Origin of the sequence: Streptomyces tateyamensis (assembly GCF_003205575.1) — a bacterium.
In the GTDB taxonomy this organism is placed as follows: Bacteria; Actinomycetota; Actinomycetes; order Streptomycetales; family Streptomycetaceae; genus Kitasatospora; species Kitasatospora tateyamensis.
Genome location: NZ_PYBW01000019.1, coordinates 48,647 through 64,131 on the forward strand (window position 1 = coordinate 48,647; position 15,485 = coordinate 64,131).

Annotated in this window: 15 protein-coding genes; 6 read left to right on the forward strand and 9 right to left on the reverse strand. The window is 70.4% G+C overall.

Annotated elements, in window-relative coordinates:
• Window positions 1-50 precede the first annotated feature (50 nt).
• Genes C7C46_RS05690 through C7C46_RS05705 form a run of 4 tightly spaced genes read left to right on the forward strand, consistent with a single transcriptional unit; the run spans window position 51 to window position 3,997 of the window.
• Window positions 51-1,052 carry a hypothetical protein gene (locus C7C46_RS05690; protein ID WP_181442210.1) on the forward strand — a complete coding sequence of 334 codons (1,002 nt, stop codon included), beginning with the start codon at window positions 51-53 and terminating at the stop codon, window positions 1,050-1,052.
• A complete protein-coding gene (locus C7C46_RS05695; protein ID WP_110666354.1) occupies window positions 1,049-2,050 on the forward strand; it encodes a nucleotidyl transferase family protein in 1,002 nt (333 codons plus the stop codon). The genes C7C46_RS05690 and C7C46_RS05695 overlap by 4 nt, the downstream gene beginning before the upstream one ends.
• Window positions 2,047-2,970: an NAD-dependent epimerase/dehydratase family protein gene (locus C7C46_RS05700; RefSeq protein WP_181442211.1), complete on the forward strand. Its 924-nt coding sequence runs from the start codon at window positions 2,047-2,049 to the stop codon at window positions 2,968-2,970. The genes C7C46_RS05695 and C7C46_RS05700 overlap by 4 nt, the downstream gene beginning before the upstream one ends.
• Window positions 2,954-3,997, forward strand: a complete 1,044-nt coding sequence (locus C7C46_RS05705) for an FAD-dependent oxidoreductase (RefSeq protein ID WP_181442212.1) — start codon at window positions 2,954-2,956, stop codon at window positions 3,995-3,997. The genes C7C46_RS05700 and C7C46_RS05705 overlap by 17 nt, the downstream gene beginning before the upstream one ends.
• Before the next feature lie 12 nt (window positions 3,998-4,009).
• Here C7C46_RS05705 and C7C46_RS05710 read toward each other — a convergent pair whose 3' ends face one another.
• Window positions 4,010-5,029 carry a tryptophan--tRNA ligase gene (locus C7C46_RS05710; protein WP_110666359.1) on the reverse strand — a complete coding sequence of 340 codons (1,020 nt, stop codon included), beginning with the start codon at window positions 5,027-5,029 and terminating at the stop codon, window positions 4,010-4,012.
• 119 nt (window positions 5,030-5,148) lie between these two features.
• Window positions 5,149-5,526, reverse strand: a complete 378-nt coding sequence (locus C7C46_RS05715; RefSeq protein WP_110666361.1) for a hypothetical protein — start codon at window positions 5,524-5,526, stop codon at window positions 5,149-5,151.
• A 744-nt stretch (window positions 5,527-6,270) separates the two neighbouring features.
• On the opposite strand from C7C46_RS05715, the gene tnpC reads away from it, so the two are divergent.
• Both tnpC and C7C46_RS37210 read left to right on the forward strand, forming a co-directional pair.
• Complete coding sequence (gene tnpC, locus C7C46_RS05720) at window positions 6,271-7,746, forward strand: IS66 family transposase (protein WP_146259000.1); 1,476 nt, start codon at window positions 6,271-6,273, stop codon at window positions 7,744-7,746.
• Between the two features lie 129 nt (window positions 7,747-7,875).
• Entirely contained in the window at window positions 7,876-8,010 is a 135-nt protein-coding gene (locus C7C46_RS37210) for a hypothetical protein (RefSeq protein WP_281278523.1), read from the forward strand.
• A 73-nt stretch (window positions 8,011-8,083) separates the two neighbouring features.
• Here C7C46_RS37210 and C7C46_RS37215 read toward each other — a convergent pair whose 3' ends face one another.
• From C7C46_RS37215 to C7C46_RS05755, 7 genes are all read right to left on the reverse strand, one after another.
• Window positions 8,084-8,416 carry a hypothetical protein gene (locus C7C46_RS37215; RefSeq protein ID WP_110666364.1) on the reverse strand — a complete coding sequence of 111 codons (333 nt, stop codon included), beginning with the start codon at window positions 8,414-8,416 and terminating at the stop codon, window positions 8,084-8,086.
• A 133-nt stretch (window positions 8,417-8,549) separates the two neighbouring features.
• On the reverse strand, window positions 8,550-8,915 hold the full coding sequence (locus tag C7C46_RS05730; RefSeq protein WP_110666366.1) for a hypothetical protein: 366 nt from the start codon (window positions 8,913-8,915) through the stop codon (window positions 8,550-8,552).
• 55 nt (window positions 8,916-8,970) lie between these two features.
• On the reverse strand, window positions 8,971-10,746 hold the full coding sequence (locus tag C7C46_RS05735; RefSeq protein WP_110666368.1) for a relaxase/mobilization nuclease domain-containing protein: 1,776 nt from the start codon (window positions 10,744-10,746) through the stop codon (window positions 8,971-8,973).
• Window positions 10,743-11,354 carry a plasmid mobilization protein gene (locus C7C46_RS05740; RefSeq protein ID WP_181442213.1) on the reverse strand — a complete coding sequence of 204 codons (612 nt, stop codon included), beginning with the start codon at window positions 11,352-11,354 and terminating at the stop codon, window positions 10,743-10,745. Before C7C46_RS05740 ends, C7C46_RS05735 begins: the two co-directional genes overlap by 4 nt.
• A gap of 285 nt (window positions 11,355-11,639) precedes the next feature.
• Window positions 11,640-12,602 carry a DUF2637 domain-containing protein gene (locus C7C46_RS05745; protein ID WP_110666372.1) on the reverse strand — a complete coding sequence of 321 codons (963 nt, stop codon included), beginning with the start codon at window positions 12,600-12,602 and terminating at the stop codon, window positions 11,640-11,642.
• Window positions 12,603-12,890: 288 nt separating this feature from the next.
• Window positions 12,891-14,453, reverse strand: a complete 1,563-nt coding sequence (locus C7C46_RS05750; RefSeq protein WP_245984210.1) for a DnaB-like helicase N-terminal domain-containing protein — start codon at window positions 14,451-14,453, stop codon at window positions 12,891-12,893.
• Window positions 14,454-14,736: 283 nt separating this feature from the next.
• Window positions 14,737-15,117, reverse strand: a complete 381-nt coding sequence (locus C7C46_RS05755; RefSeq protein WP_110666375.1) for an SCO3933 family regulatory protein — start codon at window positions 15,115-15,117, stop codon at window positions 14,737-14,739.
• Window positions 15,118-15,485: the final 368 nt, after the last annotated feature.

The window sequence follows — 15,485 nt, forward strand, 5'->3', positions numbered from 1 at the left end:
GTAGGGTCTCTCCGTCTCCGGGTGCTGCTGATGGCTCGTACTCCGTCGACATGCAGCAGTTCTCCGAGGCTCTTCACGGCGGCGGAGACGACGCCGACGACTGTTGGCGCGCCTGGGCGCGTCGGCTGCTCGACAGCAACAGCCTCAGCCCGGGGCTTCTCGCGAGCGTCTGGGCGGAGGTCGTCGCGTTCGACGAGACGCTCGCGGCGTTCCTGGCCAGCCCGGTGCCGGTCCCAGGCCGAACGGTGGTCGTCTCGGGCAGTGGCAAGGAGACCTTCAAGACGTTCAACGTGTCGACGGCCGCTGCACTGCTGGCCACCGCCAGCGGCGTGAATGTCGTGAAGGGCACCTCGTCGTCGGTCTCGGCCGTCTCCGGCTCGTCCGACGTCCTGGCGGCGCTCGGCATTCCCACACTGACCGAGCCCAGCCGAATCCCGGAGTTCGTCGCCACGTACGGCATCGCCTTCGTCAACTACGCCTCCTTCTGTCCGCGTTACGCGGCCCGCTACGACGGCCGGTTCGATTTCCTCAGCCCGATGAGCTTCTTCATGCCGGCGGCGACCCTGGTCGTCTCGGCCGATGCCTTCCTGCACGGGCTGGCCCACGACGACGTGGAAACTGCCGCGCTCGGGATCCACGCCGCACGCCCCGATATCGCCCGTGGCCGAGTCGTCACGACCTGGGTCGGACCGGGCCAGCGGATCGACGAGCTCGCGTCCTTCGGGACCAGCACCAGCGCTGTGCTGCGGCACGGTGGCGTGCAACTCCTCAAGCACCACCAGGACGGCGCGGCCGGTCCGTGGCAGCGAGCGGTGCGCCACCGCTCCGATCACGCCTCGAACGCTGCGGCCCTGGTCGAGTCGCTCCGCCCCGACGGTGACCCGGCCGCCACCGACCTCGTCGAGCGCAACGCCGCAGCCATCCTCGCCACCGCACACCTGGGGGTCGGGGAGGAGGACGCCCTGCAGTTGGTTCGCGAGGCCCGTCTCGACGGCCGGGCCCAGCGCCTCCTCTCCCGCCTTCGCACCGCCACCTCGAAGGGAATCCGATGACTCCTCAGCCCCTGCCGGTCACCGAGGACTGGGTCGCCAAGTCGCTCGGCCCGCTGACTCGCCGGTTCACTCACCACGACCAGCTCCAGGCCGTCCTCCCGCTCGAGGCCGACCGGCCGCTGGCGGTCGTCACCGGCTTCGGCCCCACCAACGCTCCCACGGCCGGCACGCTGTCCGTGATGCTCGGGGTCATCGAGCTGCAGCGCTACCTCCGAGTGCCGATGACCGTCATCGTCTCCGAGCTGGGCGCCTGGAACTCCCGGAACGTGTCGTGGAGCCAGCTCACCGACGTCCGCGACCAGATGTTCGCCTTCATGCGGGTGATCGGCCTCGACTCCCAGGCCGGGATCGCCCCGGTGCAACTGCGTTCGCACATCGACCAGGCCAACCTCGTGCGCTGCGGGCGAATCGCCCGCTTCCTCAGCCGCCAGGACTTCCTCGACCACCACGAGGACTTGGTGGACCTCTACCAGGACCACGGCCTGCTCGGCAGCGAGGTCGGCCTTACCATCGACGCGCTCTACACCGTGGCCGACATCCTCGGCCCGGCAGAGGAAGGCGCCGCGCGGGTGCTGATGCTCTCCGGCCTGGAAGAGAGCTACTTCACCGAGCTCTCCCGCCTCGTCCTCCAGCGGCAGCGTGAGGCCGGCGACCTCAGCCTTGGCTGGCAGTTAGACCTCGGCGCGCTGTACTTCCGGGTCCTGGAGGGGCTCGGCGGCTACCCCAAGATGTCGAAGAGCATCCCCGCTTCGGGCATCCACCTCGGGATGCCCGACGACGAGATCGCCGGACGCATCCTCGCCGACGACGAGGCCAGCCAACGGCCGCTGCTCTCGGCGATCGAGCTGAGCAGCGGGTGGACCATGGTGGAGATCGACCACGCCCGCGCGACGTACCAGCGCAGGCGCCAGGAACCCGCCGGCTGGACGCTGAGCAAGCAGCGGTTCGCCGAGACGTTCGCCACCTACGCCAAGATCTGGCGTGAGTGCGGCCGGTGACAGCCGAACCGGCGTACATCGTGCTCGGAGGTGCCGGCCGACTCGGCCGGCACCTCCTCCCGAAGGTCCGTGCGCAGGGCGGCCGCGTCATCGGCATCTCCCGCGCCCGGCCCAGCGAGCCCGCGGAGCGGTATGCGGACTGGGTACGCGCCGACCTCACCGAGACCGCCCGCTGGCCGCAGGTGCAGGAAGCGCTTCGCACCCTGCTCGATGGCCAGAACGAGGTAGTGATCGCGGACCTCCTGCTTGACCGGGGCAGCGTCACCTCCATGCGCCAGTCGATCGCTGCAGCCACCCGCTTCGTCGTCCGGACGCGCCAGATGCTCGTTGCCGAGGGACTCGCGGTGAGAGTCCGCGCCGCCAGCACCACGGCCGCGCTGGCACCGCGCGGCCTGCAAACCCCCTACGGAGTGGCCAAACGCGAACAAGCCCTCATCTACTCGCGGTTGGACTGCATCGACCTGGTTCTCCTGCCGCAGCTGGTTGCTGTCGACCAGGCGGCAGGTCCGACGGACGGCGACAGCGTGACCAGCGGCGGGAGCTGTTCCTATGAGGCGGCAGCCGGAGCACTGCACGCTGTCAGTTTCCAACCGGCCGGGCGATCTCTCTGGGTCGTCCGCAGCGACGTCCCGTACCAACCGACTCCGCGCGGTCTCGCCGGCCTTCCCAGCGCGGTCGGCGCCCTGATCGCCTCGCGAACCACTGGCCGGGACAGCCCCACCGCGCATCGCCAGGCCAGCCGCGAACGCCTGGCCCTCCTGCCGACTCACATCCGGGCCCGCGTCGACCACCACGGCGCCCCTGAGCAGCTACTCCGCCCGTTCGAGAGACGCCTGCACATGCCACGCGCCCGAACCGTCATCGCGGGCAGTCAGCCCGCACCCGACCAACCGGAGGAAGACCGTGCACACCGCCCCTGAGACCGTGGTCCTCGGCACAGGCTTCGCCGGCCTCACTGCGGCGGTGCGGCTGGCCGAGGACGGCCACCGCCTGCGCTGCCACGGCGACAGCGCTATCGGAGCCTCGCAGCAGAACTTCGGGCAGCTCCACTCCGGCGCCGTCTACGCCCCCGTGCTCCCCGAGGTGGCCGCCGCCTGCTGGCAGCACCGGACCCGGTGGTTCAGCCTGCTCGGCTCGGAGGTCTCGCGCTCGCACGGTCTGGCGCTGTTCTCCAGCCACGCCGAGGTCGAGCGGTACACACGGGCGTGGTCGAACCTCGATATCCCCGTACGTCCGTTGTCCACTCGGGAGCTGGACAGCGCAGGAGTTCTCCCGTGGCCCGCCCCGGACGCCGCCTTCGCCCTTCCCGACATCTCGGTGGACGTGACGGCCCTGCGCGCCAGGACCCAGGCGCACGCGGCGAACCTGGGCGTCCCCTTTGCTCCGCCCGAGTCGTGCGCTCCCGTGTTGTCCGGCAACGAGGTCATCCTGTGGGGACCGTCCCTCGGGTACTACCGACCCGGCACTCTGGTCCTCGCCGCAGGGCACCGCACGGTCCATCTGCTTGACCTGCTCGGCATCCAACACCCGCTCGCCATCAGCCGCCTGCCGTACGGGGTGCTGGAAGGCTCGAACCAGCAGCACCCGCTCACCTACTGGCTCGACGGCGACATGCTCGCACTCAGCCCCCAGCCGAACGGGCTCCACGTAGCTCTGCCCGGCCGACCCACGGATCCCATAGACGAGAGCAAGGAGCACTACCGTCTCGCAGCCTCGCTCGCCGAACGCTGGCCCGCACTCCCGGCCGAGAAGCTCCGCCTCAGGTGGGGACAGGTTGCCGAGCCGGCGGGCGTCCAGCCTGACCCGTCGGCCCTCGTGGTCGACCTCAGCTCCCCTCCCCCGGGGTGGGGCCAGGTAGCCAACCTGATCGTCTGCCTGCCCGGCAAGTGGACCACTGCCTGGCATGCAGCCGACCAGGTGGCTCAGGCGGTAGCCACGAGAATCTGACCAGCAGTCAGGTCAGCCGATTCCGACGGCCTTGCGGACCTGCTCCAACACCGGGTGGGCGCGCTTCCGGGCCTTTGCCGCCCCGATGGCCAGCAGCTCCTCAAGCTCGCTGCCGGGCTGCATCAGCTCGTCGTAACGCGCGCGCATCGGCCCCAACTCCTCGCTGAGGACCGCGTAGAGCTCGTTCTTGAGATCACCCCAACCCATCCCGCCGGCCTCCAGCCGGGCGCGGACGTCGGCCGTCCTGTCCGGGCTGGCGAAGTGGGTGAGCAACTGGAACACCGAGGAGGCGTCGGGATTCTTCGGCGCCTCCACTGGCGTGCTGTCGGTGGGAATCCGGCGCACGATCTTCCGGATCTCCGCCTCGGGAGCGAAGAGCGGGATCGTGTTGCCGTACGACTTGCTCATCTTCCGCCCGTCGGTCCCGGGCAGGGTTCGGCCGCTGTCCTCGGTGGGAACGACAGCCTTGGGGATCTTGAGCCGGAAGCTGTCGCCATAGACGGCATTGAAGGCTCCAGCGATATCGGCCGCGTACTCGACGTGCTGCAGTTGGTCCTTGCCGACTGGAACGAGGTCGGCCTCCATGATCAGGATGTCAACTGCCATCAGCACCGGGTAGTTGAACAGCCCCATGTTGACCCCGGCGTCGAGGTCCTCCACGCCCGCCTCACGGTTCCGGTCCCGCGCGGCCTTGTAGGCGTGGGCCCGGTTCATCAGCCCCTTGGCGCTGAAGCACGAGAGAACCCAGTGTAGTTCGAAGATCTCCGGCACGTCCGACTGACGGTAGAAGATCGTCCGCTCCGGGTCGAGCCCGGCGGCCAGCCAGGTGGCCGCGACCGACCGGGTCCATCGCGCGAGCAACTCCGGATCGCGCACCGACGTCAGAGCGTGGTAGTCCGCGATGAAGTAGATGGACTCGGCTCCGTCAGCCAGCTCCAGCGCCGGCTTGATGGCTCCGATGAAGTTGCCGAGATGCGGCTCTCCAGTGGGCTTGATGCCGGTGAGCGACACCTTGAGATCAGCATTCACCATGCACAAAGCCTACCGGCGCCGACCTGAAGAGGCCGGTGATTTGGCAGGGTTGCGATCCAGGACACTGGCCCCAGTACAGCTCGCCCGTCGGCGCCGGCGATGTCTGACGCTTGCGACGGTCACATCACGGCTCGTAGCGTGCCGCGGAAGTGCTCGAGCGTCGTCTGCAGGTCAGCGATCGAGGCTTCCGCGGATTCGCTGCGTCGACGCTCCGTGGTCAGTTGCCGCTGGAGATCCTCGATCGTGGACTTCTGCTCGGTGTTCTCGCTCTTGAGTTTGGCCAGAGCCTTGCTCGTAGCCGCCGGGCTGTTGAGGTTGTGCCCCGGGCCCGCGAGCGGCATTCCGAGTGCCTCTCGCCGCTGGCGGATCCGCTTCTGGACGGCAGAGACGGTAATTCCGTACTCGTCGGCGATGTCCTTGACGGAGCGCTCTCCGCTGATGACGGAATCGGACAGGTTGTCCCAGAGACCCTCGGGCACCTTGCGCTCGAACGCCACAGCTCCTCCAGTGAATCAGTTGTTGTCGCCTACGCGATGTCGGGAAGGAGTTTGCCGGGGCTGGGGAGCCACGCCTCATCCAGAACGCCACACTTCACACGATCGGATGAAGATACGCTCAATTCATCGGCATCTTAAGTGAGTTATGGGAGATCACCGCGCGAGCCCCCGCGCCTGCGCGGGTCGGCGGATGCAGGCGAAGCTAGGCACTGGCGGCTGAACTCGGCGCCAGCGCAAGGTGGCGAAGTTCCTCGGGAAGGTCCCATTCGACGACTTGTAACCCGTATCGTGCGATCGTCTGTGCGGACAGTCCAAGCGCCCTCAGCGGCGTGCTCTTTCGCTTGATTGCCCACCGGTGACGCCAGTACTGCTCGTGGTAACTCAACGAATCCCACGAGTCGACGGTGACCCCTCCGCTTGCAAGCCCCTCCAACGGCAGTCCTGGCCACGGCGGCGGGGGAACCCACGCCCCCGAACTCAAGTTCACCAAGATCCAGGCCGTGCTGTAGTCCACGAGTTGTTCTCCGTGAACCGCCCAGAACCGGGAAGCGCGGTACTGCAGGATCGGCGCGAGGAACCACCGAACAGTCGTGATCTGCATCAGAGCAGACTGCCCGCACGGGCCCGGCGCTCCGATGCGCCACGAGCTGGTTCACCGGAAAGGTAAGCATTCAGGAGCTTGGGCGGTCTGTGGCGGGTTGACGATGTGACAGGTCGGTTGGGTCTCTGCCAGGCTTCGGGGTCGTGCCTGCTGCTGCCGAGTCCGCTGTGTCGCGCGAGGATCTCCTCGCGCTGGTCGCGGTGCTGCGTGAGCAGAACGCGGCGTTGGCCGAGCAGAACGCGGTGCTGTCGGCGCGGGTCGTGCAGCAGGACGCGGAGATCGAGCGGTTGCGGGGGCGGGTCGCGGAGCTGGAACGGCGGCTGGACCGCAACTCCGGGAACTCGAACCTGCCGCCCTCGACGGACCTGTTCGGCCGCCCGAAGCCCGACCCTGAGCCGAGGAGCCCGCGGGCACGCGGCAAGCAGAAGGGCGCCCCGGGCTCGGGGCTGGTGATGGTCGAGGCCCCGGACCGGGTCGAGGACCACCGCCCCGCCAACTGCGCCGATTGCGGGGAGGGGCTCGGCGGGCGGGCGTCGGCGGGCTTCGCGCGCCGCCAGGTCTTCGACGTCCCGCTGGTGAGCGTGGCGGTAACCGAGCACCGGCTGCACAAGATCGCTTGCGACTGCGGGCACGTCACCGTCGCGACCGCGCCGGACCTGGTCGCCGGCTCGCCGTCCTCCTACGGGCCGAACCTACGCGCGCTGGCCGCCTACCTGCTGGTCCACCAGCACGTGCCGGTCGAGCGGACCGCGGAGCTGATCGCGGACCTGACCGGCGCCGCGGTGTCCACCGGCTGGGTCTCCTCGGTCCTGGCCGAGGCCGCCGACCTGACCGTCGGCTCCGTCGACCTGATCCGCGCCCTCCTCACGCTCGGCCATGTCCTGCACGCCGACGAGACCACCACCCGGATCGGCAGCGCGCGCCGCTGGCTGCACGTCGCCTGCAACGACAGGCTCACGCTGCTCGGCCTCGCCCCGCGCTCGAAGGCCGGCGCCGACACCCTCGGGGTACTGCCCGGCTTCCGCGGCACCCTGGTCCACGACTCCCTGTCCTTCTACGGCGGTTACGCGGACACCGCCCACCAGCTGTGCGGCGCGCACCTCGTGCGTGAGCTGACCGCCGCCGAGGAGGACTGGCCGAAGCAGAAGTGGCACCAGCAGATCCGCTGGGCCTTGGCGGGGCTGAACCGGCAGGCCAGGCGCGTGCGAGGCGGCGAGATCCCCGAAATCCCGCCCCGGAGCCTGGAGTTCTACCAGCGGCACTACCACCAGGGCGTCAACGTCGGCCTCTCCCTCCACCCCAGAGCCGAGGGCCGCAAACAGACCCGGGCCCGCAACCTCCTCGAACGCCTCCGCGACCGCGCGCACGACGTGCTCCGCTTCGCCGACCACCCGAAACAGGTCCCCTTCACCAACAACACCGGCGAGAGAGCACTCCGCCCGGTGAAGACCCAGGTCAAGATCTCCGGCTGCCACCAGTCCGAAACAGGTGCCGCGGCCTGGCTCGCCGTGCGCTCCTACCTCGACTCCGCCCGCAAGCACGGCCTGAGCGCCTTCGACGCCATCCACCGCGCCTTCACCGGCAACCTCTGGATGCCACCCATCGCCCTGCCCGCCTGACCAGCGAACATCACACAGCGTCATATATCAGGCGCATTCCTCGTGAATGCATACCCGGAAAGAGCGACCTCATCCGACAGTACGTACGCACAGAGCTTGTGTCAGCCGTCGTCGGCCGTTAATCCCGAGTTGAAGCGCTTCGTGGCCAAGCGCATGGGCACCACCACCGAGGTGGCCGACGGCAGCCACGTCGTCATGCTCCCCCGCCCCGACGTGGTGCTGACCGCCATCCGCGCTGCCGCGAAGGCAGTCCAGGAGGCCTGATCGGCAGCGCCAGCCCCCAACTCGGCCCCAGCCGCCCAACCGGCGGCTGGGGCCGAGCGCTGGTCAATTCGACCTATTCATCCCATACCGCGCCGGCGAGTAGCCCATCGAAGGCCAAAGCCCTCATGGCGTCAGCGAAGTTGTCCCACTCGCGGTCGGGCTCGGTGTAGTGCTGGTCGAAGTAGGTGCGGGTGAGGTCGGGCTCGGGCCATTCGTTCGCGCAGCGGCAGCGGACGAAGACCTGGGGGCCGACGTTGAGGAGGAGCCAGTCCCGGCGGGCGCGGCACTTGGGGCAGGTGATGGGAACGCCGCGGGCGTCGAGTTCGCCCGGGTGGGGGAGGGCACGGATGACGGGCTGGTAGGGCTCGGGGCGGGGGTTATGGAAGTCGGGGTCGTAGTCGGTCATGTGGTCCTTTCGGGTCAGTGACGCGATGCAAGGGACCCCAAGACGTGCGGCGGTCGGGAAGTTCCCGACCGCCGCAGAAGACATCACATCTACACCTGGGCCGAGAGGTTACCCCGGCACGGTGTGCTGATCGTCAGCCCTCGTCAATGCAGACGAGTCCGAGCAGGTGCTCGAACTCGTCGTAGCCGTCCTTGGTCATGATGGCGACGGCGTCACCGAGGATGGCGCCTGCGGGGAGCTGGGCCCAGTAGCGCATGAGGAAGGCGCCGAGGGCCTCGACGAAGTCGCCCCGCTCAAGCTCAGCAGCGACCTTGCGGTTGGACAGGGCGACGAGGACCTCGATCTCCTGCGGGGTGACGCTCTCGGCTGCGGCCTGCTCGGCCTTGGTGAAGGGGCGTCCACCGTTGAGGAGGGACCAGGTGTTGGTGTCGGGGCGGACCGTGTAATCCGCGTCGAGCAGCAGCGCGATGACGTTGTGGCGGATGGCGGACTGGGGCATGTAAAGGCTCCTGGGAAGGGGTTGGTGGGGGGCCGCCGAGGCTTCGGCGGTGGGGTCAGCGCCTGGCCCGGGTGGCCGGAGTGTGCGGCTGCGCTGATGAAGGTGTGGGCACTGGCGTGGGCGTCGGGGCGGTGACGGGCATACGGGTGGTGGGGCTCTTGGCGAGTGCGGCATGGGTGCGGCGCTCCTCGGGTTTGGTCGTGGGTGTGGGGGTGGGTAGGCCGGTGTCACGGCGGATGCGCCAGGTGAGGACTGCGGCGGGCGAGTCAGCGGCGGCGAGTTCGCGTCGGCCGGCTGCCTGGGCGAGCAGGACTGTGGGGTCGTGGCCGGCAGCTTCGGCCTCGGCGAGGGTGGCGGCGAGCGCGTTCCAGCCGTTCTCGTCCAGCACCCTGGTGGCCTGGGCGGCGGGAAGTGCCTGCCGGACGGCCTGCGCCTGCCGGTCGCGCATGGGTTGGGCCAGGCGCCGGCCCTGGATGTCGAGGTGGGCGATCGGCTTGCCGGCGTGCCGCGCATAGGCGGTTCGCAGGTGGGCGGCAGCCTCGCGGGCGTGGCCCGCCTGGTGTTGGTGGCCGCGTGCGGCATGCCACTTGGCGATGACGATGGCCAGCAGGACCAGGCTGGAGAGGATGGTGGCGGCGGCGGTGCCGTCCTCCCCTCGGTTGCCGGTGGGTCCGGCGTGGAGGATGGCGCGGGCGGCCGAGCGCATGGCGCGCCGGTCCGCGCTGGCGGCGCGGGTCTGCGTGACGGCCGTGTATTCGAGGGCGCGGGCGGCCTGGTTGATCTCCTTGCGGGTGAGGACGGGGCTGGTTGCGGCGAGGGAGTCGAGGATCTCGATACCGTCGCTGATCATCGCCCCGGCTAGGCCGGCCACCTGGTCGTCGTCGAGGGCGGGCAGGGCGCCGTCGATGACGATGCTGGCCTGGTGGCGCCCGGAGGTGGGCCAGGTGCGCTGGTCGGGGTCCGGGTAGGCGGGCTGGTCGATGCCTGCGGCGAAGCGGGCCTGGATCTTGGGCCGGGTGAGGTCAGGGGCGAGCTTGCTGCCGGAGAACCAGAGCGGCTCGTCGCCTTCGGAGTTGGGGAGGGCGAAGGTGTAGCCGGTCACGTCGCCCGAGGGCGCGCGGCGCACGCCGAGTAGCACGCCCTGGCCGGCGAGCCGGGCGGTGAACTCCTCCTCGTCGCCGGCCCCGGCGAGGGCACGGCGCACGGCGGTGCGCAAGCTCTGGCGCTGAGTCTCCTCCAGGCCGAGGCGCTTGGCCTTGTGGATCTCGGAGCCCTTGGCGCGCTTGGGGATGGCCGCGCGGTACTCCTTCGTGCGGGTCTCGGACAGATCGCGCAACCGGTACTGGTGCTCGATCTCGGTGAGTTCGTCCTCCACACGGTCCTGGTCCTTGCGCAGGCGGGCCTGCTTGAGGTTGGCGCGCACGGTGGTGGCGAGGATGTGGATGTGGTCGTCGGCGTGGCGCACGGCGATCCAGCGGCAGCCGTCCGGGTCGCCGTCGGGGGCGATGCCTGCGGCGGCCACGATGCGGCGGGCGATGTCGCCCCACTCCTCGTCGCTGAGGATGCGGTCACTCGCGTCGGCGCGCACGGGTCGGTGGTAGACGTGCTTGTCGATCTTCCTGCCGTATTGGACGACGTGCAGGTCGAGGGCGTCCCGGAGCTGGGCGAGCGTGGCGGTGCGCTCGCGGCGGGGCACGCGTCCGGGATCGGGGGCGAAGCCGTCCCAGGACGCGACGATGTGCGGGTCGGTGTGCTCGTTGTGCTTGCCGGGCCCGAAGAGGTACTTGAGTGCTCCGCGGGTGTCGGAGCCGGGGATGGGCTTGCTGATCACCGGCGCTTCGCCTTCGCCAGGCGCGTCGCCGCACTGTCGATCTCAGCGATCACCTGGCGGCCCTTGTCGAACGCCCGGTGGACGGCGATGGCGGCGTCGCGGACCGCGGAGGGCTCGAGGTCGATGCCGGAGTTGTGGTCGCGGCCGAGCTGGTTGAGGTTGTTGGCCGCGCCGGCGTACTGACGCCGAAGCGCGCGCAGCTCGTCGATCGCCTCGTCCAGGCGCGCATCGCGGTCGCCGACGCCGCAACCGCCGTCGGCGGACAGCACCTTGAGGGAGAGATAGTGCGCCACGGCGAGATGCTCGGCGGCGGCCCGCCGCTCGATCTCGGCTTTCACCTCGGGGCTGACGCGGAAGGAGAGCTTGGTGTGCTTCGGGTTCTCGTCGTCGCGGCGGCGGCGCTTGGGCGCGCGGTGGGCGTCGGCTCGATCGGCACGGAGTGCGACGCGATGCGCGGCGCGAGCGGGTACGACAACGGCGAGCGGCAGCGAGTCGGCGGCGCGCGCGGGCGCGGAGCTGCTGGGCTTCTCCTCCTTCGCCGCGCCCTCGCGGTGAAGGTCCGGTGTTGCCGAGCGCGCCCCCGCGCTCGGCAACACCGGCTCGTCCACGCCCCCCTGGGCGTGGACGTCCGCGTCCGGACCCCGATAAGGGGTCCGGACGCACTCGCTTGCTCCGCTGTTGACCTGGCTCCGGTCAACTCCCTTGCAGGACAGTGAGGTTACAACACCGGCCGGGTGCTCGTGCGCGGCCGGTCGGGTGGTGGTCACAGGGGTGCTCCAGGGATGGACTGGTGGTGGAGGTGGGGCGAGTGTCCGGCGGGGTGGGCTGGCCGAGCCGGTGCGGCATCACGGTCGGGCTGCCGGGTGTCCGGTGCGTCGCCGGACACCCGCTGGTCAACGCCTGCCGCGCTGTTCGGCGTCGTTCCTCTCGGCGCGCAGGATGCCCATGACGTCGGTCAGGCGGTCGCCGGAGATCGTTACGCCCCTGGCGCGGACGGCCTTGCGGACACTGGCCCGGCTGAGCCGTCCGGTGCGCTGCCACGCCTGGCGGCCGATGTCGGCGAGCGCCTCCTTGGAAGCGCCCGGCGGACGGCCGACGGGCTTGGCTGCCCTTGCGGGTGAGGGAGTTCCGGACAGGCCGTGCCCGGTGGTTCCGCGGTCGACGCTGTCCTGGGTCCGGGCGTGCTCCTCACCAGCTGGAGCGGGCGAAGGCGGCTCCGCCGGTCCGTCGCCCTCGTCGCCCGTCCGCTTGGGGGAGGGATTTCCGAACAGGGCCTGACCTGCGGATTCGTGGTCGGTCTGGTCGCCAGACGGAGGCGCCGCGAGGGCCGTGGACGGGCCAGTCTGGGCGGTGGCCGGCTCGACGGTGCTGGCGGTCGCCGTGGACGAGCGGACGCGCTCGCGCTCCACGGCGACCCCCTGGTCGAGGGGTGCGGACGGGTCGCTGGCGGCGTGGCGGCCGGGAGTTCCGGACGCTGTGGCGGTCGCGGCCTCGGACAGGGCTGCTGCCGTGTCGGGAACCGGACGGCTGGCAGGGCGGAGACCGTGGCGGGCGATGAGGATGTACAGATGGACGGACCCGCCGAGGGCGAGTGGGGCGAGGGTGGACAGCAGGCCGACGACGCTGTACGCGTCGCGCAGGACGAGCAGGGCCCGGACTCCGTAGGCGATGAACCCGTCGACGATCAGTGGAAAGAGGTAGGTGAGAGGGCCGCGCACGTGGACGGCGACGGCCATCTGCTGGAGCGCGTCATACGAGAGCGCGAAGCCGGCGGCGCCGAGGAGAGCGACCGCTATGCGGTCCCAGGCGCTGGCACGCCGTTCCGGCAGCGTGGCGCGGCGGATGGTGGTGGGCATGAGGGGCTTGGTGCTCCGAGGTCGTTGAGGGGGATCCGAGGCCGGGCCGTGGTGGGCGCGCACGCGTTTCCCCTCTTAAGGAGGGGAACGCGCGTGCGGCTGGCGGCGCGTGAACGGCATGCAGGGACGCGTGCGCTGTGGGCTCACCGATTTCGGTGGTCTGCATGCGCGGTGTGGGCGGCTCGTGGTGGCCGGCACGCCCGGTGGCGCGTGATCGACTGCGTGATCCGCGCCGCCGGGGTGGCCGCCCGTCCTACGCGGGCCGGGCGAGCACCGAGCCGAAGCCGGTCAGGACACTGCGGCGATGTGCCGGACCGTGGAGCGGTATCGGGTCTGCTGGCCGCCTCCGGTCCCGCCCGTGGTGCCGTCCTGGCGGGTGGCCTTGCCGGCCTTGACGAGGGTCTCCAGGCGCCTGCGGGCCTTCTCGATGTCGGAGCGGTCCGGGTCGGCCTCGCCGGTCAGTCGGCAGGCCAGCTCGCGCGCGGTCATGCCCTGCGGGGAGGCGGAGAGGATGGCGGCCGGGTCGAGGGCAGCCTCGACGGTCGAGGTACCCCGTGTGTGGTCGTGGACCACCGACAGCGGGCCGACGTCCCCGGTGACGGTCTTGAGCTGGTGCAGCTTGACGATCGGATCCCCGGCCGCGCCGCCGAGGAACAGCACGCTGCCGGCTCCGGCGGTGAACCACGCCGACCCGTACACCCGGTCCAGGACCGGCCGCTCGCCGCGTTTGGCGTCGCCGCCGGACTTGCGCTGGTGGTGCAGCTCCAGCAGCTGGGTGCCGGAGCGCAGGAGCCGCTGGCGGGCGTTGTTGTAGGACAGCCCGGCCTCGTCGTCGGTGAGCTTGCCGACGACGTCCTTGAGGCTGTCGATGACCACGGTGTCCGCCCGGTGGGCCTCGGCCATCTCGGCCAGCAGGTTGGGCTCCCGGTCGAGGCCGGCGGGCAGCGGACCAGTCCAGAAGACCAACCGCTCCGCGAGGTGGCGCCGGTCGGCGGGCATGACGCGGCGGGCGAAGGCGCGGGCGATCTGCGGCGGGCGGTCCATTGCCAGGTAGAGGACACGCTCGCCCTCGGCGACCGGCATGTCCAGCACGGCCGACAGCAGGCCGAGGCGGGCCAGGACGACTTGGTGGGCGATCGTGGTTTTGCCCACGCCCGGCGGGCCGACCAGCATCAGGGACTCGCCGTCGGCCCAGGCGGTCTGCTCGCGGCTGCCCCAGATCGGGGCGACCTGGTCGCCGAGGTCCTGGACGAATGACCAGCCGTCCACCGCGAACCTCGTCAGCCGCTGACCCCCTGAGCCGAAGCCCCGATCGGCGGCACTGGACAGCTCGGCGTCGAGCGCGGCCTTGATCCGCTCCGGGTCGGCGCCCTCGGCGTCGGTCTGCTGGAGCAGACGGACGGCGGTGGCCTGCCAGCGCCGCAGCTCGGCCTTCTCCCGCACGATCTGCGCGTGGTAGTCCGCGCCGGAAACCGGGATGGCGGCGGTGAACAGGCGGGCCAGGTAGGACGGGCCGCCGACCCGGCTGAGGTTGCCGCCCTTGGCGAGCTGAGCGCCGACGGCGATCGGGTCCGTCGGGGCGCCCTCGTCTCGCAGAACGAGCAGCGCGCGCCAGATGTCGCTGTGGGCGGGCCGGTAGAAGTCGCCCGGCTCAAGGATCGGGCGGATCACGTCGATGGCCTCCGCCTGGAACATGCCGGTGCCCAGCACCATCGCCTCGGCGTCCAGGTCGTGCGGCGGCACCGGCAACCCGCCCAGCCCAACCAGGGCCGACGAGGTGGGATCGTCGTCCTGGAAGGGGGGTGCGGTGCGGGGGGCGGGAAACGTACCGGGAAACGTACGCTGGGACACGGAACTCCTTGCGTGGTGCCGTGCGGCTGGCAGGCCGGCGGCACCCGTGTTGATCGTTATTTGTGGGCGGTCGTCAGGAGTCGTCTCGGCCCTTGGTGCTTCAACACCAGGGGCCGACCCCTTTTCCCGGAGTCCGCGCCGTTCGCGGGTCCCCGGGTGGGCGCGGTCAGGCCGCGCGGGCCACGGCACCGGCCGTGGCGGTCCCCATCAGGTCGGCCAGGCGGGCCGCGCTTCGGGGGCGCGGGCGAGGAGAAGGAGAGGCCGGGCAGGGCTGCTCTGCCGGTCACGACTTGGCCGCCTTCGACGCAGGGGCGTCAGAGCTCGCGGCCAGGCCCGCGATGGCCAGCGACTGGGCACGGTAGGCCACGCCCTGCTGCACGTGGCCGTTGAAGACGTTCGCCCACGGGGTGACGACCAGACCGACCGGGCGCACGACCGCACCCGCAGTCAGCGAGGGGTCCACCCCGCATTCGGGAACGGTGACCTTGATCAGCTGGGCGGTGCCCTCGTAGGTCTCAAGCAGGTGGACGGTGTAGAGGGTCGCGCCACTCTCACGGTCGGTGGCGACCTTCCCAGTTGCCGCGTCCACCAGCTTCGGGACGGCCGGGGTGGCGACCATGTGCACGGTGTCGGTCAGGTCGGGACGGATGGTGATGCGAGCCATGGAAACTCCAGGGAGTCGAGGAAAATGGTGGGAATGACGGGCCGGCGAATCGGATGTCCGCGCCCCTGCATCCGCAGCCAAGAGTGCTGGTAGCAAGGAACCGGATAGCGGCCGGTCTTCTTGAGGGACTCGGTAGCCCTTACGAGCGCCAGAAAGGCGACGAGAGACGCCGAGAATCCGACGGGAACAACGGAGAGGAATCAGCCCTGGCATAAGTGGGTGCACATCCCGCAACTGGTGGACCGCCAGCCGCATCCTCCTCTCTGCCTGGCGAAACCGGTCTCTCCGACTCACGCAAGAGCCTGCCCGCCAGGGTGGTCCTTGCACGGGAGATATGGCCCGTGCTAAGCCCTGAGTTCCACAGTTGG

Coding starts and splice junctions, on each gene's coding strand:
- C7C46_RS05690 (WP_181442210.1), top strand. CDS start 51: ATGCAGCAGTTCTCCGAGGCTCTTCACGGCGGCGGAGACGACGCCGAC.
- C7C46_RS05695 (WP_110666354.1), top strand. CDS start 1,049: ATGACTCCTCAGCCCCTGCCGGTCACCGAGGACTGGGTCGCCAAGTCG.
- C7C46_RS05710 (WP_110666359.1), bottom strand. CDS start 5,029: ATGGTGAATGCTGATCTCAAGGTGTCGCTCACCGGCATCAAGCCCACT.
- C7C46_RS37215 (WP_110666364.1), bottom strand. CDS start 8,416: ATGACCGACTACGACCCCGACTTCCATAACCCCCGCCCCGAGCCCTAC.
- C7C46_RS05730 (WP_110666366.1), bottom strand. CDS start 8,915: ATGCCCCAGTCCGCCATCCGCCACAACGTCATCGCGCTGCTGCTCGAC.
- C7C46_RS05745 (WP_110666372.1), bottom strand. CDS start 12,602: ATGCCCACCACCATCCGCCGCGCCACGCTGCCGGAACGGCGTGCCAGC.
- C7C46_RS05755 (WP_110666375.1), bottom strand. CDS start 15,117: ATGGCTCGCATCACCATCCGTCCCGACCTGACCGACACCGTGCACATG.